Source organism: Nonomuraea sp. 3N208 (genome assembly GCF_052245935.1).
Lineage (GTDB): Bacteria > Actinomycetota > Actinomycetes > Streptosporangiales > Streptosporangiaceae > Nonomuraea.
In genome coordinates, this window is record NZ_JBQQBR010000052.1 from 17,367 (window position 1) to 37,658 (window position 20,292).

Annotated in this window: 8 protein-coding genes; 4 read left to right on the forward strand and 4 right to left on the reverse strand. The window is 71.0% G+C overall.

What is annotated here, in order from left to right:
- Positions 1-40 precede the first annotated feature (40 nt).
- The 4 genes from ACTWPT_RS49990 to ACTWPT_RS50005 are packed head-to-tail and all read right to left on the reverse strand — an operon-like array spanning position 41 to position 4,927.
- On the reverse strand, positions 41-775 hold the full coding sequence (locus ACTWPT_RS49990; RefSeq protein ID WP_443184616.1) for a thioesterase II family protein: 735 nt from the start codon (positions 773-775) through the stop codon (positions 41-43).
- Positions 772-2,451 carry a beta-ketoacyl synthase N-terminal-like domain-containing protein gene (locus tag ACTWPT_RS49995; RefSeq protein ID WP_443184617.1) on the reverse strand — a complete coding sequence of 560 codons (1,680 nt, stop codon included), beginning with the start codon at positions 2,449-2,451 and terminating at the stop codon, positions 772-774. Before ACTWPT_RS49995 ends, ACTWPT_RS49990 begins: the two co-directional genes overlap by 4 nt.
- Complete coding sequence (locus ACTWPT_RS50000; RefSeq protein WP_443184618.1) at positions 2,451-3,794, reverse strand: DUF6002 family protein; 1,344 nt, start codon at positions 3,792-3,794, stop codon at positions 2,451-2,453. Before ACTWPT_RS50000 ends, ACTWPT_RS49995 begins: the two co-directional genes overlap by 1 nt.
- A gap of 20 nt (positions 3,795-3,814) precedes the next feature.
- Positions 3,815-4,927, reverse strand: coding sequence for a hypothetical protein (locus ACTWPT_RS50005; RefSeq protein WP_443184619.1), 1,113 nt, complete (start codon positions 4,925-4,927; stop codon positions 3,815-3,817).
- A 443-nt stretch (positions 4,928-5,370) separates the two neighbouring features.
- Here ACTWPT_RS50005 and ACTWPT_RS50010 point away from each other — a divergent pair, with 443 nt between their 5' ends.
- Genes ACTWPT_RS50010 through ACTWPT_RS50025 form a run of 4 tightly spaced genes read left to right on the forward strand, consistent with a single transcriptional unit; the run spans position 5,371 to position 20,292 of the window.
- The gene (locus tag ACTWPT_RS50010; protein ID WP_305915739.1) at positions 5,371-5,577 is read left to right on the forward strand and encodes an MbtH family protein; all 207 of its coding nucleotides are present in this window, start codon (positions 5,371-5,373) and stop codon (positions 5,575-5,577) included.
- 15 nt (positions 5,578-5,592) lie between these two features.
- On the forward strand, positions 5,593-15,093 hold the full coding sequence (locus ACTWPT_RS50015) for an amino acid adenylation domain-containing protein (RefSeq protein ID WP_443184620.1): 9,501 nt from the start codon (positions 5,593-5,595) through the stop codon (positions 15,091-15,093).
- On the forward strand, positions 15,090-19,022 hold the full coding sequence (locus ACTWPT_RS50020) for a non-ribosomal peptide synthetase (protein ID WP_443184621.1): 3,933 nt from the start codon (positions 15,090-15,092) through the stop codon (positions 19,020-19,022). The genes ACTWPT_RS50015 and ACTWPT_RS50020 overlap by 4 nt, the downstream gene beginning before the upstream one ends.
- Entirely contained in the window at positions 18,997-20,292 is a 1,296-nt protein-coding gene (locus ACTWPT_RS50025) for an MFS transporter (RefSeq protein ID WP_443184622.1), read from the forward strand. Before ACTWPT_RS50020 ends, ACTWPT_RS50025 begins: the two co-directional genes overlap by 26 nt.

A 20,292-nucleotide genomic window follows, 5' to 3' on the forward strand; every position in this document is an offset into this window, starting at 1 on the left:
CAGGTTCGGCTGTGTTTGTTTGGTCGCTCGCTGCGCTCGCTCATGCCAGCGCCTCCTTGAGGATGTGATCTCGCCGCTCGTGGAGGAAGAAGTGGCCGCCGGGCTCGACGCGCAGGTCGAAGCCGGCCGTGGTGTGCCTGGCCCAGCCGCGCATGTCGTCGGGGGTGACGGAGTGGTCCTCGGCGCCGGCGAAGGCCACGATGGGCACCTCGATCGGCGGCTCGGGCTCGTACTCGTAGGTGTCGAGCCAGGTGAAGTCGGCGCGGAGCACGGGCAGGATCAGCTCGCACAGCTCGGGCTCGGCGAGGATCTCCTCCGGCAGCCCGCCGAGCTCGCGGAGCCGGTCGAGCAGCTCCTCGTCGCTGACCCACGACAGCTCGGCCAGCGGCTCCAGGATGTCGGGCGGCCTGCACCCGCCGAGGCTCAGCCGCAGCGGCTGCCTGTGGCCGCGCTTGCGCAGCTCGCGGACCACTTCGAAGCCCAGCCTGCCGCCCATGGAGTGGCCGTAGATCGTGTACGGCCGGTCGGCGCGCGCCGCGATCGCCGAGGCCAGCTCGGCGATGTCGGCGTCGAAGGGCTCGGTGTACCTGCTCTCCCTGCCAGGCAGTACCACGGGCAGCACCTCGAGCTCGGGCCCTGCGGCGGCTGCCCAGCCCCGGAAGGCGCTTGCCCCCGCACCCGCGTACGGCAGGCAGAACAGCTGCCGCCGCGCCCCCGGCCGGGGCGAGGGGTCGGAGAACCAGCGGGCCAGCGAGGCGGTGTCCTGGTGCGTCATGACCGATCCTCCTGCCAGTAGTGCACCCGCTGGAACGGGTAGGCGGGCAGCGACGTCGTCCGCCCGTCCGGCAGCGGCCAGCCGATGCCCGCGCCCTCCACCCAGGCGGCCGCCTGGTGCCGCAGCTCCTCTGGCGCACCGACGGCCACAGGTATGTCACCGTCGTGCCGGCGTAGCTCCGCGACGGCCTCGGCGATGTCGCGGCACAGCACCGCCGCCCGGCAGCTGAACGCCCGGCGCCCGGTCGCCAACGTGTAGGCGACGTTGTCCAGGCGTGTCCCCTGGGCGGTCGCGAGGTGCTCGGCCAGGAGCGTCCGGGCCGCGCGCAGGGCCTCGGGGGTGCGAGCGGACAGCGGTAGCACGTGCCACCCGCCCACCTCCGGCCTCGGGGCTTCGGCCGGCGCCTGCTCGACGATCACATGCGCGTTGGTGCCCCCCATGCCGAAGGCGCTCACTCCCGCCCGCCGTACCTCCGCCTGCCAGCCGACGTTCTTGACCGGGACGTAGAACGGCGAGGAGTCGACGTCGATGTCCGGGTTGGGGCGGTCGTAGTGGAGATTGGCCGGGATGACGCCATGCCGTACGGCGAGAATGGCCTTGATCAGCCCGGCGGCGCCAGCGGCGGCGTCCAGGTTGCCGATGTTGGTCTTGACCGAGCCCAGGGCGACAGAGCGTGGAGACAGCGGTTCTGCCGCGAAGACCTGGGCGAGGGCGGCCACCTCGATCGCGTCGCCGACCGCGGTGCCGCTGCCGTGGGCTTCGACGTACCCGATCGAGGCCGGTGTCAGGTCCGCCGCCGCCAGGGCCTCCGCCACCACGCTCGCCTGCCCGTCCAGCCCCGGCGCCGCGAATCCCGCCCGCAGGCCGCCGTCGTTGTTGACCGCCCATCCGCGCAGGACGGCGATGATCTGGTCGCGATCGGCGAGCGCGTCCTCCAGGCGCTTCAGCGCGAGCACCGCCACGCCGCTGCTGTACCCGCTGCCCTGCCCGGCGGCGTCGAAGGCGCGGCAGCGGCCGTCGGGAGAGACCAGGCCGCCGGGCCGGTGCACGAACCTCGGCTCCATCACGCTCACCCCGCCCGCGAGCGCCAGGTCACAACGGTAGTCGAGCAGCTGCTGCCCGGCCATGCAGATCGCGACGAGGGAGCTGGAACAGGCGGTCTGCACCGTGACCGCGGGCCCGGTCAGGCCGAGCCGGTAAGCGGCCTGCGCAGTCAGGTAGTCGGCGGCGAACCCGGGATCCAGCGGCTCGTCGGGGTTCCCGCCGAACTGGTGGAACAGGAAGTACCTGTTGACCGTGCCGCCGGCGAACACCCCGATCAGACCGTCGTGGGAAGCGGGGTCGCACCCGGCATCCTCGAGGGCCGCCCAGGACTGCTCGACGAAGAGCCGGTGCTGCGGGTCCATGCGGACGGCCTCGGCCGCCGGCACGCCGAAGAACTCGGCGTCGAACCGGGCCACGTCCGGCAGGCGCCCGCCCGCGCGCACGTGCGCCGGGTCTGCGAGCAGGCGCTCGCCGACGCCCAGCGCGCGCAACTCGGCGTCGGTGTAGTCGTGCACGGCGTCCATGCCGTCCAGCAGGTTGCGCCAGAACGTGGCCACGTCGGGAGCGCCGGGGAACCGTCCCGCCATCCCGACGACGGCTATCCCGTCCGCTGCGTGCTGCCGGTCCTCCATCACCCGCAGACCACCGCGGCGACGTCCTCGACGCCGGCGACCTCGATCATCGCCTCCGGTTCGAGCGGCAGGTAGTCCGCCGCGGTGTAGCAGCCCGAGCCGTGCACCACGACGTCGTCCCAGGGGTCGGCCAGGCCGCGGTCGATGGCGTTCAGCACGCCGGTCATGGCCATCACCAGCGACCACTCGCGCAGCTGCCGGAAGTCGGCGGGGAGTTCGCAGCCCGAGCCGGCGAGCAGCTCGCGCAGCTCCGAGTAGCGCGCCACGCATTCGGCCAGCGAGACGACGATGCCGTCACCGCCGAACCGCTCGATCAACCCGTTCATCTCCGGGGAGGTCGCCGGCCTGTGGGTGTAGAACGTCGGGTCGAGCACCTCGTCGGGGTCGTAGGTCACCTGCGGGAACCGCGGGTCGGCCGACTGGCGGTAGAGCCCGCCGTGGCGCTCGTAGGCGGGTGCGTTGGCCCGGTCGAAGTCGCCGTTCCGCAGGTTGAGCACCATGTCGGGGGTGCCCAGGTGCTGCACGAGCAGGCTGGCGGGCCTGGAGTCCTGGCTCACCGCGCCCGAGCCTTCCAGTACGGCCCTGCCCCGGTGGTAGCCGAGCAGCCCGAAGGCACTGGAGACGGCGTGGGCGTGCAGCCGGGGCGCGGTGCCCGCCGGGGCCGCCTGCTGCTCGAAGAACGCCCTGGCGGTGTCGGCCACCAGGTAGTTGCCCAGCTCCAGCGAGAACCACAGGTTCTCGCCACTGGCTCTGAGATCGCCCGCGTATTTGTCGGTGAAGGCCCGGCCGATCGCCTTCACCCGCTCCGGCTCGGGCCCGCTGTAGACCAGCATGGGGTTCAGCGCACGCAGCGCCGGGTCGGTGGACAGCCTGCTGGAGCGTAACTTGCCCAGGCACGAGCGTGGCGCCAGGATCACCGTGCGCAACTGCTCGGGCTCGGCCAGCCCGGCGTCGATGGCGCGCAGCACGGCGTCGCGGAGCGCCACGCCCTTGTTCGCCGACGTGGGCGAGAAGATCGTGACTGCCTCGCCGTACCGCCTGATGTATTCAACCGCCCGCGCGACGATGAGCAGCGAGGGGAAGGTCTTGGTCGTGCCCGTGGCCGGGTTGCACGTCAGGTCGAGCAGGTTCAGCCGATGGCCGGAATAGGACCTCAGTGGTTGCCAGCGGGCGGTGGCCACGGAGAAGAACCTCTCGACTCCCGCGTCCGGCTCGGGCAGCAGGAAACCGGGGGAGAACCCGGTGTCGTCCCTGACGGGCTCGGTGCTGTCGACGCAGGCCGCGATCGAGGTGGGCAGACGATCGTAGAAGTCGAGCAACAGGTTCGCTGCGTGGTTCGGCATCGTTGGCGCACCTCTGTTTGTCATAGGCGGGTGACGGGATGGGGGCTTCGGAGGTCCTGCCCGGGCGCCAGGTCGCGGAGCCGGTCGCGGAGCCGGCCCAGGACATCGCCCGCGGGTGCCAGATCGGCGACGGGGAAGCCGTCGGCGATCTCCGGCGCCAGCCGGGCCAGCTCCTCCCGGGCGGCGGGGCCGAAGGCGAGGCGCTCGCCGTCGACGACGACGCCGTCGCGCAGCGCGGCGCGCTGGTTGAACGCCACGGCCTCGGATCGGTCCATGCCAGGTGGCAGCCGCAGGTCCAGGCGGCCGCGGGCGAGTCGTACCGGATAGCCGCCCGGCAGCCCGAGCGGTCCTGGCAGATTGGTGTCGATCTCGGCCCCGGCGAGCAGGCCACTCAGCAGACGTGCCGCCGTGAGGCCGGTGACGTGGTTGAGCTCGGCTCGCGCGGCGGCACGCTGGGCCGCGAGCAGCGTGCTCACCTGGGTGAGCGGCTGGTCGCCCTGCCAGGCCAGCGCTTCGTCCGCGGGTGACGGCGGGGTGTACAGGTGGACGTGGTGTGCCAGCACGCGCAGTTCCCGCTGGTCGGGGAGGCCGAGCGCGGCTTGCAGGCTGGCGGCGAGCAGCCCCGCGTTGCCGATGCCGCACAGCACGGGCACCCCTGCGGCGCTCAGCACCGGGTTGACGGCATCGGGGAAGCAGGCGTTGACGAACCACGCGTCCCTGCCGGTGGCCGCGAGGGCCCGGCCGACGCGCAGGGCCGAGTCGGCCTGGAACGGCAGCGTCAGGCCGAACCCCGCGCGCTGGACGAGGGCCGTCCACTCCGAGGGAGAGGTGCGCGACTCCCAGGGAGACTGGCTGGAGGCCGCGAGCACCACACCTGCGGGCGCGGCGGCCGCCAGCGCGGCCGTCAGGGCGTCAGCGCAGGTCAGATCCACGGTCACAGGGCGGAACTCCGCGGCCGTCCCGGATGTCGCGGCCCGAGCGGAGGAGACGTAGCAGATCTCGGCAGCCCTGGCGGGATCGCGGCCCACCACGGACACCCGGATCGGCGCCTGGGGGATCACGGCCAAGGCGTAGGTGATGGCTCGGGCGAGACCGCCTGTGCCGATGACGACCAGCGAGGCCGGGTCGGTCATGGGGCGTGGGCCGCCTGCGGACTGGGCAGGGCGCTATGCACCGTCATCCGGATAGACCCCTCTCACTGCCTGTTTGGCGCGAAGTAAGGATGAACTCCATAAAACGGACGAACCGTCTGTTTTGTCCCATTCCGCTGTTACGGGATTTGGGCGGGGCCAATATTCCACAGCCTGCGCCGACGGGGCAATAGGGAAGTTGCCCTGTCAATCGCACAGTCGACCGGGCAACGTCGTGATTCCACGACATCTCTTGACTTGCCGGTCTTGATCTACTTCAATCAGCGAGGCTTCTGGCGTTTCGAGCAAACATCGCAGTCAGTGTCGAGAATGTACGCTGCCAACGCAGTGTGGCCGTAACTTGTCCAGTTCACGGTCTGCAGTCCCACATCATTCTTTGGCATGCCCGGAAATCCCGGGCACCGCGAAAGGGAGAAGGCGTGCCAATGCCCGGGGGCGACTACAAGGTCGTAATCAACGACGAGGATCAGTACTCCATCTGGGCCGCGAACCGCCCCGCCCCTGCCGGGTGGCGGGAGGAGGGCTTTTCGGGCGACCGAAATGCCTGCCTCGACTACATCGACAAGGTGTGGACGGACATGCGGCCTCGCAGCCTCCGCGAGGCCATGCGGGAGCTCGAGCGGGCCGACTAGACGGTGAGCACGCCCATGGATCCGGCCGGCGGTTACGAACTTCCCGCGTCCTTCGCGCAGGAGCGGCTCTGGTTTTTGGATCAGCTCGAATCCGGGCTCGCGGTGTACAACATCGGCTTCGGCACCCCGCTCCCGCCCGGTTGCGACGCCGCCGAGGTCACCGCCGCGCTCGCGCGGGTGGTCGGCCGCCACGAGATCCTGCGCACCAGGCTCACCGCGCGCGACGGCGGACTCGTGCAGGTCGTCGAGCCGGAGGTGCCGATCGAGATCCCCGTCACCGATCTGCGCGACGGAGTTCGTGCCCCCGAGGGCGAGCTGGCCCGGATACGCGCCGCCGAGGCCGCCCGATCCATCGCCCTCGACAGCGCCCCGCTGTGGCGGGCCCGGCTGATCCGCACCGGCGGCGAGGCGGACCACTTCTTCTTCACCGTGCACCACGTGGCCTTCGACGCCGCCTCCGTGGCAATCCTCCAGGAGGAGTTCCTGGCGGCCTTCGAAGGGCGCGACTCCGGCCTGCCGGAGCTGCCGATCCAGTACGGCGACTTCGCCGGCTGGCAGCGCGACCGGTGGGAGCGTGCCGAGCTGGCCGACCAGCTCGGCTACTGGCGCAAGCAACTCGGCGAGCTGCCGGGACCGCTCCGCTTGTCGCCGCGCGCCCCGGACCCGGACATCTCCCGCCACTCCGGCGGCGACGTCGGCTTCGTGCTGCCGGAGGAGACCGTACGCGCCTGCCACGAGCTGGCCAGGAAGCTCCGCACGACCCCCTTCGTGGTGCTGCTGGCCGGGCTCAAGGCGCTGCTCTCGCGGCTGGCCGGCCAGGCCGACGTGGTGGTGGGGTCACCCGTGGGCGGGCGGCCACTGCCCGAGCTCGAGCCGCTGATCGGCAACTTCGTCAACACGTTGCTGCTGCGTACCGACTGCAGGCCCGAGGTGTCCTTCGGCGAGCTGGTCGAGCGGGTGCGGACCACGGTGCTCGACGCGCTCGACCACGATGAGGTGCCCTACGAGCGGCTCGTCGAGGAGGTGCGGCCTGATCACGCCGAGGGCGCCGGCGCTCCCCTGCACCAGATCGTGTTCAACCTGCTGCCCTCGCTGGTCACCAACGGGCAGCTGCGCAACGGCACGGCGAAGGTGGACCTGCTGATCGACCTGGCCGAGGTGGACGGCCGTATCGACGGGCGGATCGAGTACGCCAGGGCGCTGTTCGACGAGACGTGGACGCTGCGCTTCGCCGAGCGCTACCGGCGCCTCCTCGACGCTGCGCTGACCGATCCGGCGACCCCGCTCGGCCGGCTGCCGATCCTGCTGCCCGGCGAGGACGACCGCCTCGTGCGGGCCGCCCTGCCGGCGAAGTCCCGCGAAGGGCACGGAGTTCCCGAGCTGATAACAGGCGCCTCCGCGGAGTTCGCGTCGGTGACCGAGGCGTTCGCCGCTCAGGTGGCGGCGCGGCCCGACCAGGTCGCGGTCGCCGACGCCGGGGGGCGCACGCTGACCTACGCGGAGCTCGACCGCAGGTCCAGCAGGCTCGCCAGGCACCTGGCGGGGACGGCCCGCCCCGACATCCCGATCGCGATCCTCCTGGACACCGACGTCGACCTCGCCGTGGCCGTGCTCGCCGTGCTCAAGAGCGGCGCCGCCTACCTCCCGCTGGACCTGGAGCACCCCCAGGAGAGGCTCCGCCACCTGATCGCCGACTCCGGCGCGACGGCCGTACTGACCAGGTCGGGGCTGGACGTACCCCAGACGGACGTTCCCATCGTCGACCTCGACGTGGACGCCGGGATCATCGCCGCTCTCCCGGACACGCTGCCCGCCGTGATCCGGCACCCCGACACGCTCGCCTACGTGATCTACACCTCCGGCTCGACCGGCCTGCCCAAGGGGGTGGGCGTGGCCGACAGGCACCTGACCGCCTACGTCGCGGGCGTCACCGGCCTTCTCGGGCTGGCACCGGGGCTGCGGTCGTCGATGCTGCAGCCGCTGACGTTCGACTTCAGCGTCACCGTCTTCCACGGCGCGCTGCTCACCGGCGGCACCCTGCACCTGGTGCCCCGTGCCCACGCTACGGACGCCGCCTGGGTCGCCGAGCACCTGCGCGACGACCGGATCGATCTGCTAAAGATCACCCCATCGCACCTGGCCGCGCTTCACACCGGCGTCGCCGACCTGCTGCCGGGCCGTACGCTCGTGCTCGGCGGTGAGGCGTCTCGCTGGGAGTGGGTACGCCGCCTGCGCGCGCTGCCCGGCGGCCCCGCCGTCGTCAACCACTACGGCCCCACCGAGACCACCGTTGGCGTGCTCGCACTCGCGGCCGATCAGGAACCTGCGGGGGCCGGAGTCATCACCCCCATCGGCCACCCGCTGCCGCACGCCGAGGCGTACATTCTCGACGAGGACCTGTGCCTCGTCCCCGACGGCGTGGTCGGCGAGCTGTGCGTCGGCGGCGTCACCGTCACCCGCGGCTACCTCGGCCGCCCCGGGCAGACCGCCGCCGCGTTCGTGCCCGACCCGTTCTCCGTGCGCGCGGGTGCCAGGCTCTACCGCACCGGCGACCGGGCGCGGAGGTTGCCCGACGGCGCGATCGAGTTCCTCGGCCGCGCCGACGGCCAGGTCAAGATCCGCGGACACCGCGTCGAGCCGGGCGAGGTGCAGGCGGTCCTGGCGGCGCATCCGTCGGTCGACGACTGCGTGGTGGTGGTGCGAGGCGAGGACGAGCCGGCGCTGGTGGCCTACGTCGTCGGTGACGCCCGGCCGGCGGAGCTGCGCGGCTTCCTGGCCGAACGGCTGCCCGAGCACATGATCCCGGCACACCTCGTCGAACTGCCCGCGCTGCCGCTGGCCGCGCACGGCAAGGTCGACAGGTCGGCCCTGCCCGAGCCGGCCGGTGTGGTCGAGCCGGTGCGGGTGGCGCCGCGTGGTCCGGTGGAGGAGGTGGTGGCGGCGCTGTTCGAGGCGGTGCTCCAGACGGGTCCGGTGGGGCGTGACGACGGTTTCTTCGCGCTCGGCGGCCACTCGCTGCTGGCGATCAAGCTGATGGGGCGGCTGCGCAAGGCGTTCGGCGCTGGGCTGCCGCCACGGGCGCTGTTCGAGTCGCCCACGGTCGCCGGCCTCGCCGCGCGGCTGGCGGCCGTCCAGGGCCGCGGGATCGACCAGATCCCGCCGGTCACCCCCGTGCCGCGCGACGGGCTGCTGCCCGCCTCCTATGCCCAGCGCCGGCTGTGGTTCCTCGATCAGCTGGAGAGCGACCTCGCGCTCTACAACACGCACATCTGCCTCAGGATCAGGGGCCCGCTGGATGCCCGGTTGCTGGAGCGGGCGTTGGTGGCGTTGGCGGAGCGGCATGAGGTGCTGCGGTCGCGGTTCGTGCAGGTTGATGATGAGGTGCTGGTGTCGGTGGGGGCCGAGCCGGTGGTGCCTTTTGAGGTGGTGGAGCTGGCCGAGGCGGAGGCTCGTGAGCTTTTGCTGGGGGTGGCGGGGCGGCGTTTCGATCTGACGGCTGAGCCTCCGGTGCGGGCGCATCTGGTCCGGCATGGGGCGCGGGATCATCAGTTGCTGGTGACGGTGCATCATGTGGTGAACGATGCGTGGTCGGCGGTGTTGTTCGCCCGGGAGTTGGGTGAGCTTTATGCGGCGTTGGCGGAGGGCCGGGCTGCGTCGCTGGTGGAGCTGCCGGTGCAGTACGCCGACTATGCGGCCTGGCAGCGTGCGCGGGTGGAGGGTGAGCTCCGCGACACCCAGGTGGCTTACTGGCGCAAGCGGCTGGCGGGCATGCCCGAACGCCTGGAACTCCCCGCCGACTGGCCGCGCCCCGCCAGGCGCGACTACCAGGGCGCCAACGTCCCGGTCACCATTCCGGCGCAGGTCGTGGAGCGGCTGCGCACCCTCGGCGCCGACGAGAACGCCTCGCTGTTCATGACCATGGTCGCCTGCCTCGCCGTCGCGCTCTCCCGCGCCACCGGCCAGCACGACATCGTGGTCGGCACACCCGTGGCCGAACGGCCCAGGCCGGAGCTGGAACCGCTGATCGGCTGCTTCCTCAACACGTTGGTGCTCCGCACCGACTGCTCGGGTGACCCCACCTTCCGGGAATTGATCAGGCAGGTCAGGGCCACCACGCTGGACGCCTTCGCCAACGCCGAGGTCCCCTTCGAAGCGCTGATCGAAGAGCTGCGGCCGGAGCGCGACCTGGGTGCGACACCGCTGGTGCAGGTCCTGTTCAGCCTGGAGGACGCCGACCGTCCGCCCATCGACGCCGGCGGCCTGGGCATGGAATGGAGGTCGGTCGGCACCTCGACGGCCAAGTTCGACCTCACCATGTACCTCCGCAGGGAGCCGGGCGGCATCGGCGGCATCCTGGAATACCGCACCGACCTGTTCGACCAGGCCACCGCCGAGCGCATCGCGACCCTCTACACCGAAGTACTCGCCGCCGCGGCCGCCGGGCCGGAGCAGCGGCTGTCCGCGTCGCCCGCGCTCACCGCCGCCGACACCGAGACGATCGAGCGGTGGAACGCCACGGGCGGCCCGGAGGGCTTCGCGGCGCTGCCCGACCTGCTGGCGCGGCGGGTGGCCGCGACGCCGGACGCGCCCGCGGTGTGCGACGCCGACGGCACGTGGCTGACCTACGCCGAGTTCGGCGGGCGGGTCAACGCGCTGGCCAGAGCCTTGCGTGAGCGTGGTGTGCGGGTGGGTGACGTGGTGGGCGTGTGCCTGCCGCGCAGCGTCGACCTGGTGGCGGCCGTGCACGCCGCGGTGGCGGCGGGAGCGGCGTACCTGCCGCTCGACCCCGGCTACCCCGACCAGCGGCTGGTGTTCATGGCCACGGACGGCAGGGCGCGGGTCGTGATCACCGAGGAGCCGGACCGCTTCCCTGGCTTCATCACTATTCTTACTAGCTCGGGAGCTCCGCTCCCTTCGCAAAGTCCTGAGACGGCGGGGGATGGCGGGCCGCTGGCGCTGAAGATCCCGCCCAGGGCGCCCGCCTACCTGATCTACACCTCCGGCTCCACCGGCACCCCCAAGGGCGTCCTCGTCTCCCACGAGGCGATCGTCAACCGGCTGACCTGGACCGACCACGCCTTCACGCTCACGCCCGGCGACCGGGTCATGCTCAAGACCACCTTCACCTTCGACGTGTCGGTCTGGGAGCTGTTCTGGCCGCTCATCGCCGGCGCCGGCCTCGTGGTGGCCCCGCCGGACGCACACCGCGATCCGGCCGCGCTGGCCCGGCTCGTCGCCCAGCACGACGTCACCACCATTCACTTCGTCCCGTCCATGCTGGACGCGCTGCTGGACGAGCCGGAGCTGGACCTGCCCTCCGTGCGCAGGGTGATCTGCTCGGGGGAGGCGCTGCCTGCCGTGCTGGCCGAACGCCTGCACACCCGGCTGCCCGGCGCCGAGCTGCACAACCTGTACGGCCCCACCGAGGCCGCCATCGAGGTGACCTGGCACAAGTGCGAGCCGGGTGAGACGCAAACCCCGATCGGCGCCCCGATCAGGGGGATCAGGGTCGAGATCCTCGACGCGGACCTGCGCAGGGTGCCCATCGGCACTCCCGGCGAGCTGTGCATCGCGGGCATCGGCCTGGCCGAGGGGTACGCCGGCCGGCCAGGGCTGACGGCGCGGCAGTTCGTGCCCGACCCCTACGGCCCGCCCGGCGCTCGCCTCTACCGCACCGGCGATCTGGCCAGGTGGCTCCCGGGCGGCGAGGTCGATTACCTCGGCCGCATGGACAACCAGGTGAAGATCCGCGGCATGCGGGTCGAGCCCGGCGAGATCGAGTCGCTCCTCGCCGAGCATCCAGCCGTCCGCACCGCGGTGGTGCAGCCCGTTCGCGGCGTCCTCGCCGCCTATGTCGTGCCGTCGGGCGATGTCACGCCGGAACCCGCAGAACTCCGCGCCCTCCTGCACGAGCGGCTGCCCGACCACATGATCCCCGCCACCCTCACCTTCTTGGACGAGCTCCCAACCAATGCCAACGGCAAGCTCGACAGGTCGGCCCTGCCCGAGCCGGCCGGTGTGGCCGAGCCGGTGCGGGTGGCGCCGCGTGGTCCGGTGGAGGAGGTGGTGGCGGCGCTGTTCGAGGCGGTGCTCCAGACCGGTCCGGTGGGGCGTGACGACGGTTTCTTCGCGCTCGGCGGCCACTCGCTGCTGGCGATCAAGATCGTCACCCGCTTGCGTGCGGCCTTCGAGATCGAGTTGCCGGTACGGGCGCTGTTCGAGGCGCCCACCGTGGCCGCGCTGGCCGAGCGCATCGCCGCCGCCCAGCGCACGGCCGCGGACTCGGCGGCGATGCGCACGGCCGCGGACTCGGCGGCGATGCGCACGGCCGCGGACTCGGTGCCCGAGGTGGTGCCGCTGCCGCGCGACGGGCTGCTGCCGGTGTCGTACGGCCAGCGCCGGCTGTGGTTCCTCGATCAGCTGGAGAGCGATCTCGCTGTCTACAACACCCAGATCTGGCTGCGCCTGCGCGGCCCGCTGGATGCGGGGTTGCTGGAGCGGGCGTTGGTGGCGTTGGCGGAGCGGCATGAGGTGCTGCGGTCGCGGTTCGTGCAGGTTGATGATGAGGTGCTGGTGTCGGTGGGGGCCGAGCCGGTGGTGCCTTTTGAGGTGGTGGAGCTGGCCGAGGCGGAGGCTCGTGAGCTTTTGCTGGGGGTGGCGGGGCGGCGTTTCGATCTGACGGCTGAGCCTCCGGTGCGGGCGCATCTGGTCCGGCATGGGGCGCGGGATCATCAGTTGCTGGTGACGGTGCATCATGTGGTGAACGATGCGTGGTCGGCGGTGTTGTTCGCCCGGGAGTTGGGTGAGCTTTATGCGGCGTTGGCGGAGGGCCGGGCTGCGTCGCTGGTGGAGCTGCCGGTGCAGTACGCCGACTATGCGGCCTGGCAGCGTGCGCGGGTGGAGGGTGAGCTCCGCGACACCCAGGTGGCTTACTGGCGCAAGCGGCTGGCGGGCATGCCCGAACGCCTGGAACTCCCCGCGAGCAAGCCGCGTCCGGCTCGACGCGGTCACGACGGCGCCAATGTTCCGTTCATGATCCCGGCACCGGTCTCCGAGCGGCTGCGGGCGCTGGGCGCCGACGAGAACGCCTCGCTGTTCATGACGCTGGTCGCCGCCTTCGCCGTCCTGCTCTCCCGGCACACGGGGCAGCAGGACATCTCCGTCGGCACGCCGACCGCGGAACGGCCCAGGCCGGAGCTGGAGCCGTTGATCGGTTTCTTCCTCAACACGTTGGTGCTCCGTACCGACTGCTCGGGAGATCCCACCTTCCGGGAGTTGATCAGGCAGATCAGGACCACCACGCTGGACGCCTTCGCCAACGCGGAGGTTCCCTTCGAGGCGCTCGTCGAGGATCTGCGGCCGCGCCGCGATCTGGGCAGTACGCCGTTGGTCCAGGCCATGCTCAGCCTGGAAGATACGGAACGGCCTGCGATGCGGGCCGGAGATCTGCACGTCGAGTGGGTGTCGTCGAACACCACGACCGCCAAGTTCGACCTCTCGCTCCATATCCAGCGCTTCCCCGGCCGGCTGGGCGGCATCTTCGAGTACCGCACCGACCTCTTCGACGCAGACGTGATCGAGCGCATGGCCGAGCACTTCGTCGCCCTGCTCACCGCGGCGGTGGACGACCCCGACGCGCCTGTCTCAGGGCTTCCCCTGCTCGCCCGGGATGTGGCGGCGGTGGAGGGGTGGAATACGACGGGGATGGCGCGGGAGTTCGTGTCGTTGCCTGACGCGGTGGCCGCACGGGTGGCCGCGACGCCGGACGCGCCTGCGGTGTGCGATGCCGACGGTACGTGGCTCACGTATGCGGAGTTCGGCGGGCGGGTCAACGCGCTGGCCGGGGCCTTGCGTGAAAGTGGCGTGCGGATGGGCGACGTGGTGGGCGTGTGCCTGCCGCGCAGCGTCGACCTGGTGGTGGCCGTGCACGCCGCGATGGCGGCGGGAGCGGCGTACCTGCCGCTCGACCCCGGCTACCCCGACCAGCGGCTGGCGTTCATGGTTACGGATGGCGGAGTGCGGACCGTGATCACCGAGGAGCCGCTGCGTTTCGCCGGGTGTGTCACGGTGAGTCCGGCGGCTGAGCCCGAGGACGGGGCGCCCGGGCGTGTGCCGGTTCCTGCGAGTGCCCCGGCGTATGTGATCTACACGTCGGGGTCGACGGGGCGGCCGAAGGGCGTGGTGGTCTCGCATCGCGCGATCGCGAATCGGCTGGTGTGGATGGGGGAGGCCTTCCCGTTGGGGGGCGGCGATCGGGTGCTGCACAAGACGCCGTTCACGTTCGACGTGTCCGTGTGGGAGTTGTTCTGGCCGTTGATGTCCGGCGCGGGGTTGGTGGTGGCGGCGCCGGGTGCGCATCGTGACACCTCTGCCTTGATCGGGCTGATTCATCAGCATGAGCTGTCGATGGTGCATTTTGTGCCGTCGATGCTGGAGGCGTTGCTGGAGGAGCCGGTTCTGGAGGTGCCGTCGCTGCGGCGCGTGGTGTGTTCGGGGGAGGCGTTGCCGTCGTCGTTGGCGGGGCGGTTCTTTGAGCGGATTCCGCATGCGCGGTTGCACAACCTGTATGGGCCGACCGAAGCGGCGGTCGATGTGAGCTGGCATGCCTGTGTGCCGGGGGAGACGCGCACGCCGATCGGCGCGCCGATCCGGGGGATCCGGTTGGAGGTCCTGGACCAGAACCTGCGGCGGGTGCCGGTGGGGACGGCAGGGGAGCTGTGCATCGCCGGGGTGGGTCTGGCCGACGGATACGCCGGCAGCCCGGCGTTGACGGCGCAGCAGTTCGTGCCCGATCCCTACGGCCCGCCGGGTTCGCGGTTGTATCGGACGGGTGATCTGGCGCGGTGGTTGCCGGAGGGTGAGGTCGACTACCTGGGCCGGATCGATCATCAAGTGAAGATCCGCGGGATGCGGGTGGAGCTTGGTGAGGTCGAGGCGGTGCTGGCCGGACATGCGTCGCTGACGGCGGCGGCGGTGCAGCCGTTCGGCGGAGGGTTGGCGGCGTATGTGGTGGGTGAGCCGCACGTCGAGGAGCTGACGGGGTATCTGCGTGCGCAGTTGCCCGATCACATGGTTCCGTCCTGGTTCACGGTGCTGGAACGGTTGCCGGTCACCGCCAACGGCAAACTCGACCGCAAAGCACTGCCTACGCCTCAGGCCCCGGCGGACGTGCCGTACGAGGAGCCGAGCGGGGCGGGCGAACGGGCGGTCGCCGAGGTCTGGGCCGAGGTGCTGGACATCGCGTCGCCGGGCGCCCACGACGGTTTCTTCGCCCTCGGCGGCGACTCCATCAGATCGCTCAAGGTCGTCGCACGCCTCCGGGCCCGTGGCTACACCCTCAAGCTCGAGGACGTCTTCGTCCACCAGACGGTACGGGAGCTGGCCCAGGCGATCAGCCTCGGCGAGAACGACGAGACCGGCGAGCCCGGCGGGAGCACGGGCAGCCGGGCGTTCGGCCTGCTCGGCTCGGCGGATCTGGATCGGCTCAAGCGGCGATTCCCAGGAGGCAGGCGTTGACGGCAACAGACTCCGTGACCGGGCTGGAAGACGCCTACCCGCTGACCGCACTGCAGGCGGGAATGCTCTTCCACAGCGCCTACCAGGAAGACTCCGCGACCTACCACGACGTCTTCACACTGATCCTGCGCGGCATCTACCAGAGCGAGGTGTTCAGGTCCGCGCTGCGCGACGTCATGGCCAGGCACGCCGTCCTGCGGACCTCGTTCGACCTGACCGGATTCGACGAGCCGATCCAGCTCGTCTGGGACGACGTCGAGCCGCCCGTACAGGAGATCGACCTTTCCGGGTTCGAGGATCCCCGGCAGCGGCTGAGCATCTGGCGGGAGGAGGAGAAGCGGCGACCTTTCGACTGGGAGGCCCCGCCGCTCTTCCGCGCCGTCATCCACCACCTCGCACCGGGACGGTTCGCGCTCACCCTGAGCTTCCACCACGCGATCCTCGACGGCTGGAGCGTGGCCTCGCTCGTGACCGAACTGCTTGGCCGCTACGCCGCCAGGTTCGCTGTCGACAGCGACCCGGCGGTCGAGCCTCCGCCCGCGAACGGCAGTGGCCGTGCGGAGGCGCCGGGGCTGACCTTCCGTGATTTCGTCGCCAGGGAGAAGGCCGCGGTGGCGTCCGTGGCGACCGAGCAGTTCTGGCGGGACGTGCTGGCGGAGGCGCCGGCCACCACGCTGCCTCGTCTGCCCGGATACCGTACGGGGGACGCGGAGGAGACGACGGCTCACGCCGTAACCCTCGGCGAGCCGCTCGTGGCGGCGCTCCAGCAGGTGGCGCGCCAGGCCAGGGTGCCGCTGCGGACCGTGCTGCTCGCAGGTCACCTCCGCGTGCTCGCGCTGCTCACCGGCCACGCCGATGTCATCACCGGCCTGGTCACGCACGGCAGGCCCGAGCACGAGGCGGCGGAGCAGGTCCTCGGCCTGTTCCTCAACAGCGTGCCCGTCAGGGTGCGTACGGACGTCCGCACCTGGCAGGAGCTGATCAGGAAGGTCTTCGAAGCCGAGGTGGCCCTCCTGCCGCACCGGCTCTACCCGCTGTTCGAGATGCAACGGCTCACTAACCGGTCGCCGGTGATCGACGTCCTCTTCGACTACCGCGACTTCCACGTCTACCGCGACCTCGGCCCCGGCGGCCCGATCGAGGTCGTGGAGAGCGAATTCTTCGAGCAGACCAACCTGCCGCTCTCGGCCAACTTCACGTGGTCCCCGCAGAGCGGCGGGCTGGAGCTGAAGCTGAAGTACGACGTCACCCAGTTCTCCGCGGACCAGATCCTCCGCATGGGCGAGTACTACCACCAGGTCTTCACCGAGATCGCTGCGGATCCCGCGGCCGATCCGCGCGGTGCCGCCGAGCTCCTCGCCCAGGACGTGGCGGCGGTGGAGGGGTGGAACGCGACGGGGCCGGCGCGGGAGTTCGTGTCGTTGCCTGAGGCGGTGGTGCGGCAGGTGACTGCGACGCCGGATGCCGCGGCCGTTTGCGGCGGCGATGGCGTGTGGTTGTCATATGCGGAGTTCGGCGAACGAGTGAGTGCGCTGGCTTCGGCCCTTCGTGAGCGGGGTGTGCGGCTGGGCGATGTGGTGGGGGTGTGCCTGCCGCGGAGCGTGGACCTGGTGGTGGCCGTCCATGCGGTGATGGCGGCGGGGGGCGCCTATCTGCCGCTGGAGCCGGAGTACCCGGATGAGCGGTTGACGTTCATGGTGGCCGATGCCGGGGCGCGGGTCGTGATCACCGAGGCGCCGGAGCGGTTCGGGGAGGTGCAGACCGTCTCCACCGCCGTGCCGGACGTGGTGCGCGGGGCGGAGCCTGTGGCCGTTCCTCCGGAGGCGCCGGCGTATGTGATCTACACGTCGGGGTCGACGGGGCGGCCGAAGGGCGTGGTGGTATCGCATCGCGCGATCGCGAATCGGCTGGTGTGGATGGGGGAGGCATGCCCGCTCGGAGCGGGGGATCGGGTGGTGCAGAAGACGCCGTTCACGTTCGACGTGTCGGTGTGGGAGTTGTTCTGGCCGCTGGTGGAGGGCGCTGGGCTGGTGGTGGCGCCGCCCGGCGTGCACCTGGACGCGCCGGCGTTGGTGGAGTTGATGCGGCGGGAGCACGTGTCGATGGTCCATTTCGTGCCATCGATGCTGGATGCGGTGGTGGAGGTGCCGGATCTGGCGGTGCCGTCCTTGCGGCGGGTGGTGTGTTCGGGGGAGGCGTTGCCGAGCGCGCTCGTGGCGCGGGTTCATCGGATGTGGCCCGGTGTGGAGGTCCACAACCTGTACGGACCGACCGAGGCGGCGGTGGATGTGACCTGGCACGCGTGCCAGGTGGGGGAGGAGCGGACGCCGATCGGGGCGCCGATCCGGGCGACGCGCATCGAGATCCTGGATGCCGATTCGCGGCGGGTGCCGGTAGGGACACCAGGAGAGCTGTGCATCGGCGGAGTGCAGGTGGCCGAGGGATATGTGCGGCGGCCCGGGCTGACCGCCGAGCGGTTCGTCCCGGATCCGTATGGCCCGCCGGGGTCGCGGCTGTATCGCACCGGTGACCTGGCGCGGTGGTTGCCGTACGGCGAGGTGGACTACCTGGGCCGGATGGACGATCAGGTGAAAGTCCGGGGGATGCGGGTGGAACTGGGCGAGATCGAGGCGGTGCTGGCCCGGCATCCCACGGTGCAGGCGGCGGCGGTGCGGCCGGTGGGTGGCGTGCTGGCGGCCTACGTGGTGGGCCGGGCGGATGCGCAGGAACTGGCGGGGTTCCTGCGTGAGCGGTTGCCGGAGCACATGATCCCCGCGTCCTTCACCGAGTTGGAGCGCTTACCGGTCACCGCCAATGGCAAACTCGACCGCAAAGCACTCCCTGACCCGGCACCGGCGGCCCGTGCCCCGTACGAAGCTCCCCGGGACGACCTGGAGCGGACCCTCACCGAGATCTGGGCCGACATCCTCGGGGTCGAGCAGGTCGGCATCCGCGACGACTTCTTCGACCTGGGCGGCCACTCGCTGCTGGCGCTCCGCCTGGCCCTGCGCATGCGCCAGGAGCTCGACCGCGAGATCCCGGTGGGGACGGTCCTCGCCGCGCCCACGGTGGCGCTGCTCGCCGAGGCGCTCGCCGACGAGGGCGACAACCCGGTGTCACGCGGAAGGGTCGTCCCGCTGCGCACCACGGGCAAGCGTCCCCCGCTCTTCCTCATCCACGCCCTCGGCGGGCAGGTGTTCCGGTATCGGCCGCTCGCCCAGCACCTGGGCGAGGACCAGCCGGTCTACGCCATCCCGGCACACGGCCTCACCGCGGGCGACGCCGTACACACCTCGATCGACGAGATGGCGGAAGCCTACGCCGGCTACATCCGCGAGATCGCCCCGGCAGGGCCGTACTTCTTGGGTGGTTTCTGCATCGGCGGGAACATCGCCCTCGAGGTCGCCCGCAGGCTGCGCGCGTCCGGCGAGACCGTGCCGTACGTCTTCCTCGCCTGGTCCTCTGCGGACGAGCCGGTGGTCGGCTCCACCCTGGAGGACGACACCGCGCTGATGGTGCACGCGCTCGCCGGCGGCGCCACCTCGCTCGACCCGCGCGAGCTCAGCATGCTCGAACCGGCCGAGCGCCTGCTGAAGATCGTCAACGCGGCCACCAAGGAAGGGCAACTGCGGACCGAGACCGACGACCTTGATCAGATCCAGCGCTATGTGGAGGTCTTCCGCGCCAACGCGCAGGCGGTGGGCCGCTACAAGCACGACATCTACGACGGGCCCGCCGTCCTGCTGATCCCGGAAGAGGACAAGGCGCCCGCCGATGAGGATTTCGGCTGGCGGCCGATCGTCCCCGGGCTGGACACCGGGCTCATCCCCGGTGCCCGCTTCAGCGCGTTGTACGACCCCTACGTCACCAGAACCGCCCACAAATGGAGGAGGTGGATGGACCGTGGCCTCGGACACGCCGACCACTGAGACACCGGCGCCCGCCCCGGCCGTAGACGAGCCCGCCAGCCTCTGGAAGCACCGAGAGTTCCTCAAGCTCTGGCTCGGCTACACCACCTCGCAGTTCGGCGCCCAGGTCACCGTGGTGGCCATGCCGCTGGTGGCCATCGTCATCCTCGGCGCGAACGAGGCCGAGGTGGGCACGCTCGGCGCGGTCAGCCGCCTGCCGTTCCTGTTGTTCCTGTTCGCCGGCTTCTGGGCCGACCGGTTCCGCAAGCGGCCCACCATGATCGCCGCAGACGTCGGCCGCGCCCTGCTGCTGCTCCTGATCGTCGTCATGTACCTCACCGGGACGCTCACGCTCTTCTGGCTCGGCACGATCTCCTTCCTCTCGGTCGCGCTGTTCGTGTTCTTCGAGGTCGCCAACATGTCGCACCTGCCGTTCCTGGTGGGGCGGGAGCATCTCGGTGACGGCAACGCCAAGCTGCAGCTCAGCACCTCCGTCTCCAGGATCGCCGGAAACAGCACGGGATCCGCCCTCGTCAGCGCGTTCGCCGCGGCCCAAGTCCTGCTCGTCAACGTGGTGACGCTCATCATCTCCGCGATCAGCTGCGCACTGATCCGCAAACCGGAGCCGGTGCCCACACCGGGCGAGGAACGGCCGAGTGTGTTCTCCTCGATCGCCGAGGGGCTGCGCTGGGTGTGGCGTGACCCGCTGATCCGGCCGGGCGTCATCGCGGCCGGCTTCTACATGTTCTTCTACACCGGCATCGAGGTCCTGCTGCCGCTCTGGGTCGTCGAAGGGCTGGGCCTCAACCCTTACTGGCTCGGCATCTTGCTGGCCGTCGGCGCTCCCGGCGCCATTCTCGGGTCGCTGCTGGCCACGCGGACGATGAAGTGGATCGGCATCGGCCCGGCGTTCTTCTGGCCCACCGTGGTCGGCAACCTCTCGCTGTTCCTCATCGGGCTGGCCACCGGGCCGACGTGGCTGCTCATCGTCATGATCGGAGCCGCCCAGTTCCTGCTGGGCATCACCGGGCCCATCGCTATGGTGGGGAGCGCGACATTGCGCATGGGCGCCACCCCGCAGCACCTGCAGGGCCGGGTGATGGCCTCACAGCGTGCCGTCGCCCTCAGCCTCGCCCCGCTCGGCGCCCTGCTCGCGGGGCTGCTCGCGGCAGGGGTCGGGATGCGGACCACGCTGCTGATCTGCGCGGCGGGTGCGGTGATCCCGATCGTCGTGCTCGCGCTGTCACCCATTCCCAAGACCAAGGGCATGCCGGAACCGCAGGAGCACTGA

Coding starts and splice junctions, on each gene's coding strand:
- ACTWPT_RS49990 (WP_443184616.1), bottom strand. CDS start 775: ATGACGCACCAGGACACCGCCTCGCTGGCCCGCTGGTTCTCCGACCCC.
- ACTWPT_RS49995 (WP_443184617.1), bottom strand. CDS start 2,451: ATGGAGGACCGGCAGCACGCAGCGGACGGGATAGCCGTCGTCGGGATG.
- ACTWPT_RS50000 (WP_443184618.1), bottom strand. CDS start 3,794: ATGCCGAACCACGCAGCGAACCTGTTGCTCGACTTCTACGATCGTCTG.
- ACTWPT_RS50005 (WP_443184619.1), bottom strand. CDS start 4,927: ATGACCGACCCGGCCTCGCTGGTCGTCATCGGCACAGGCGGTCTCGCC.
- ACTWPT_RS50010 (WP_305915739.1), top strand. CDS start 5,371: ATGCCCGGGGGCGACTACAAGGTCGTAATCAACGACGAGGATCAGTAC.
- ACTWPT_RS50015 (WP_443184620.1), top strand. CDS start 5,593: ATGGATCCGGCCGGCGGTTACGAACTTCCCGCGTCCTTCGCGCAGGAG.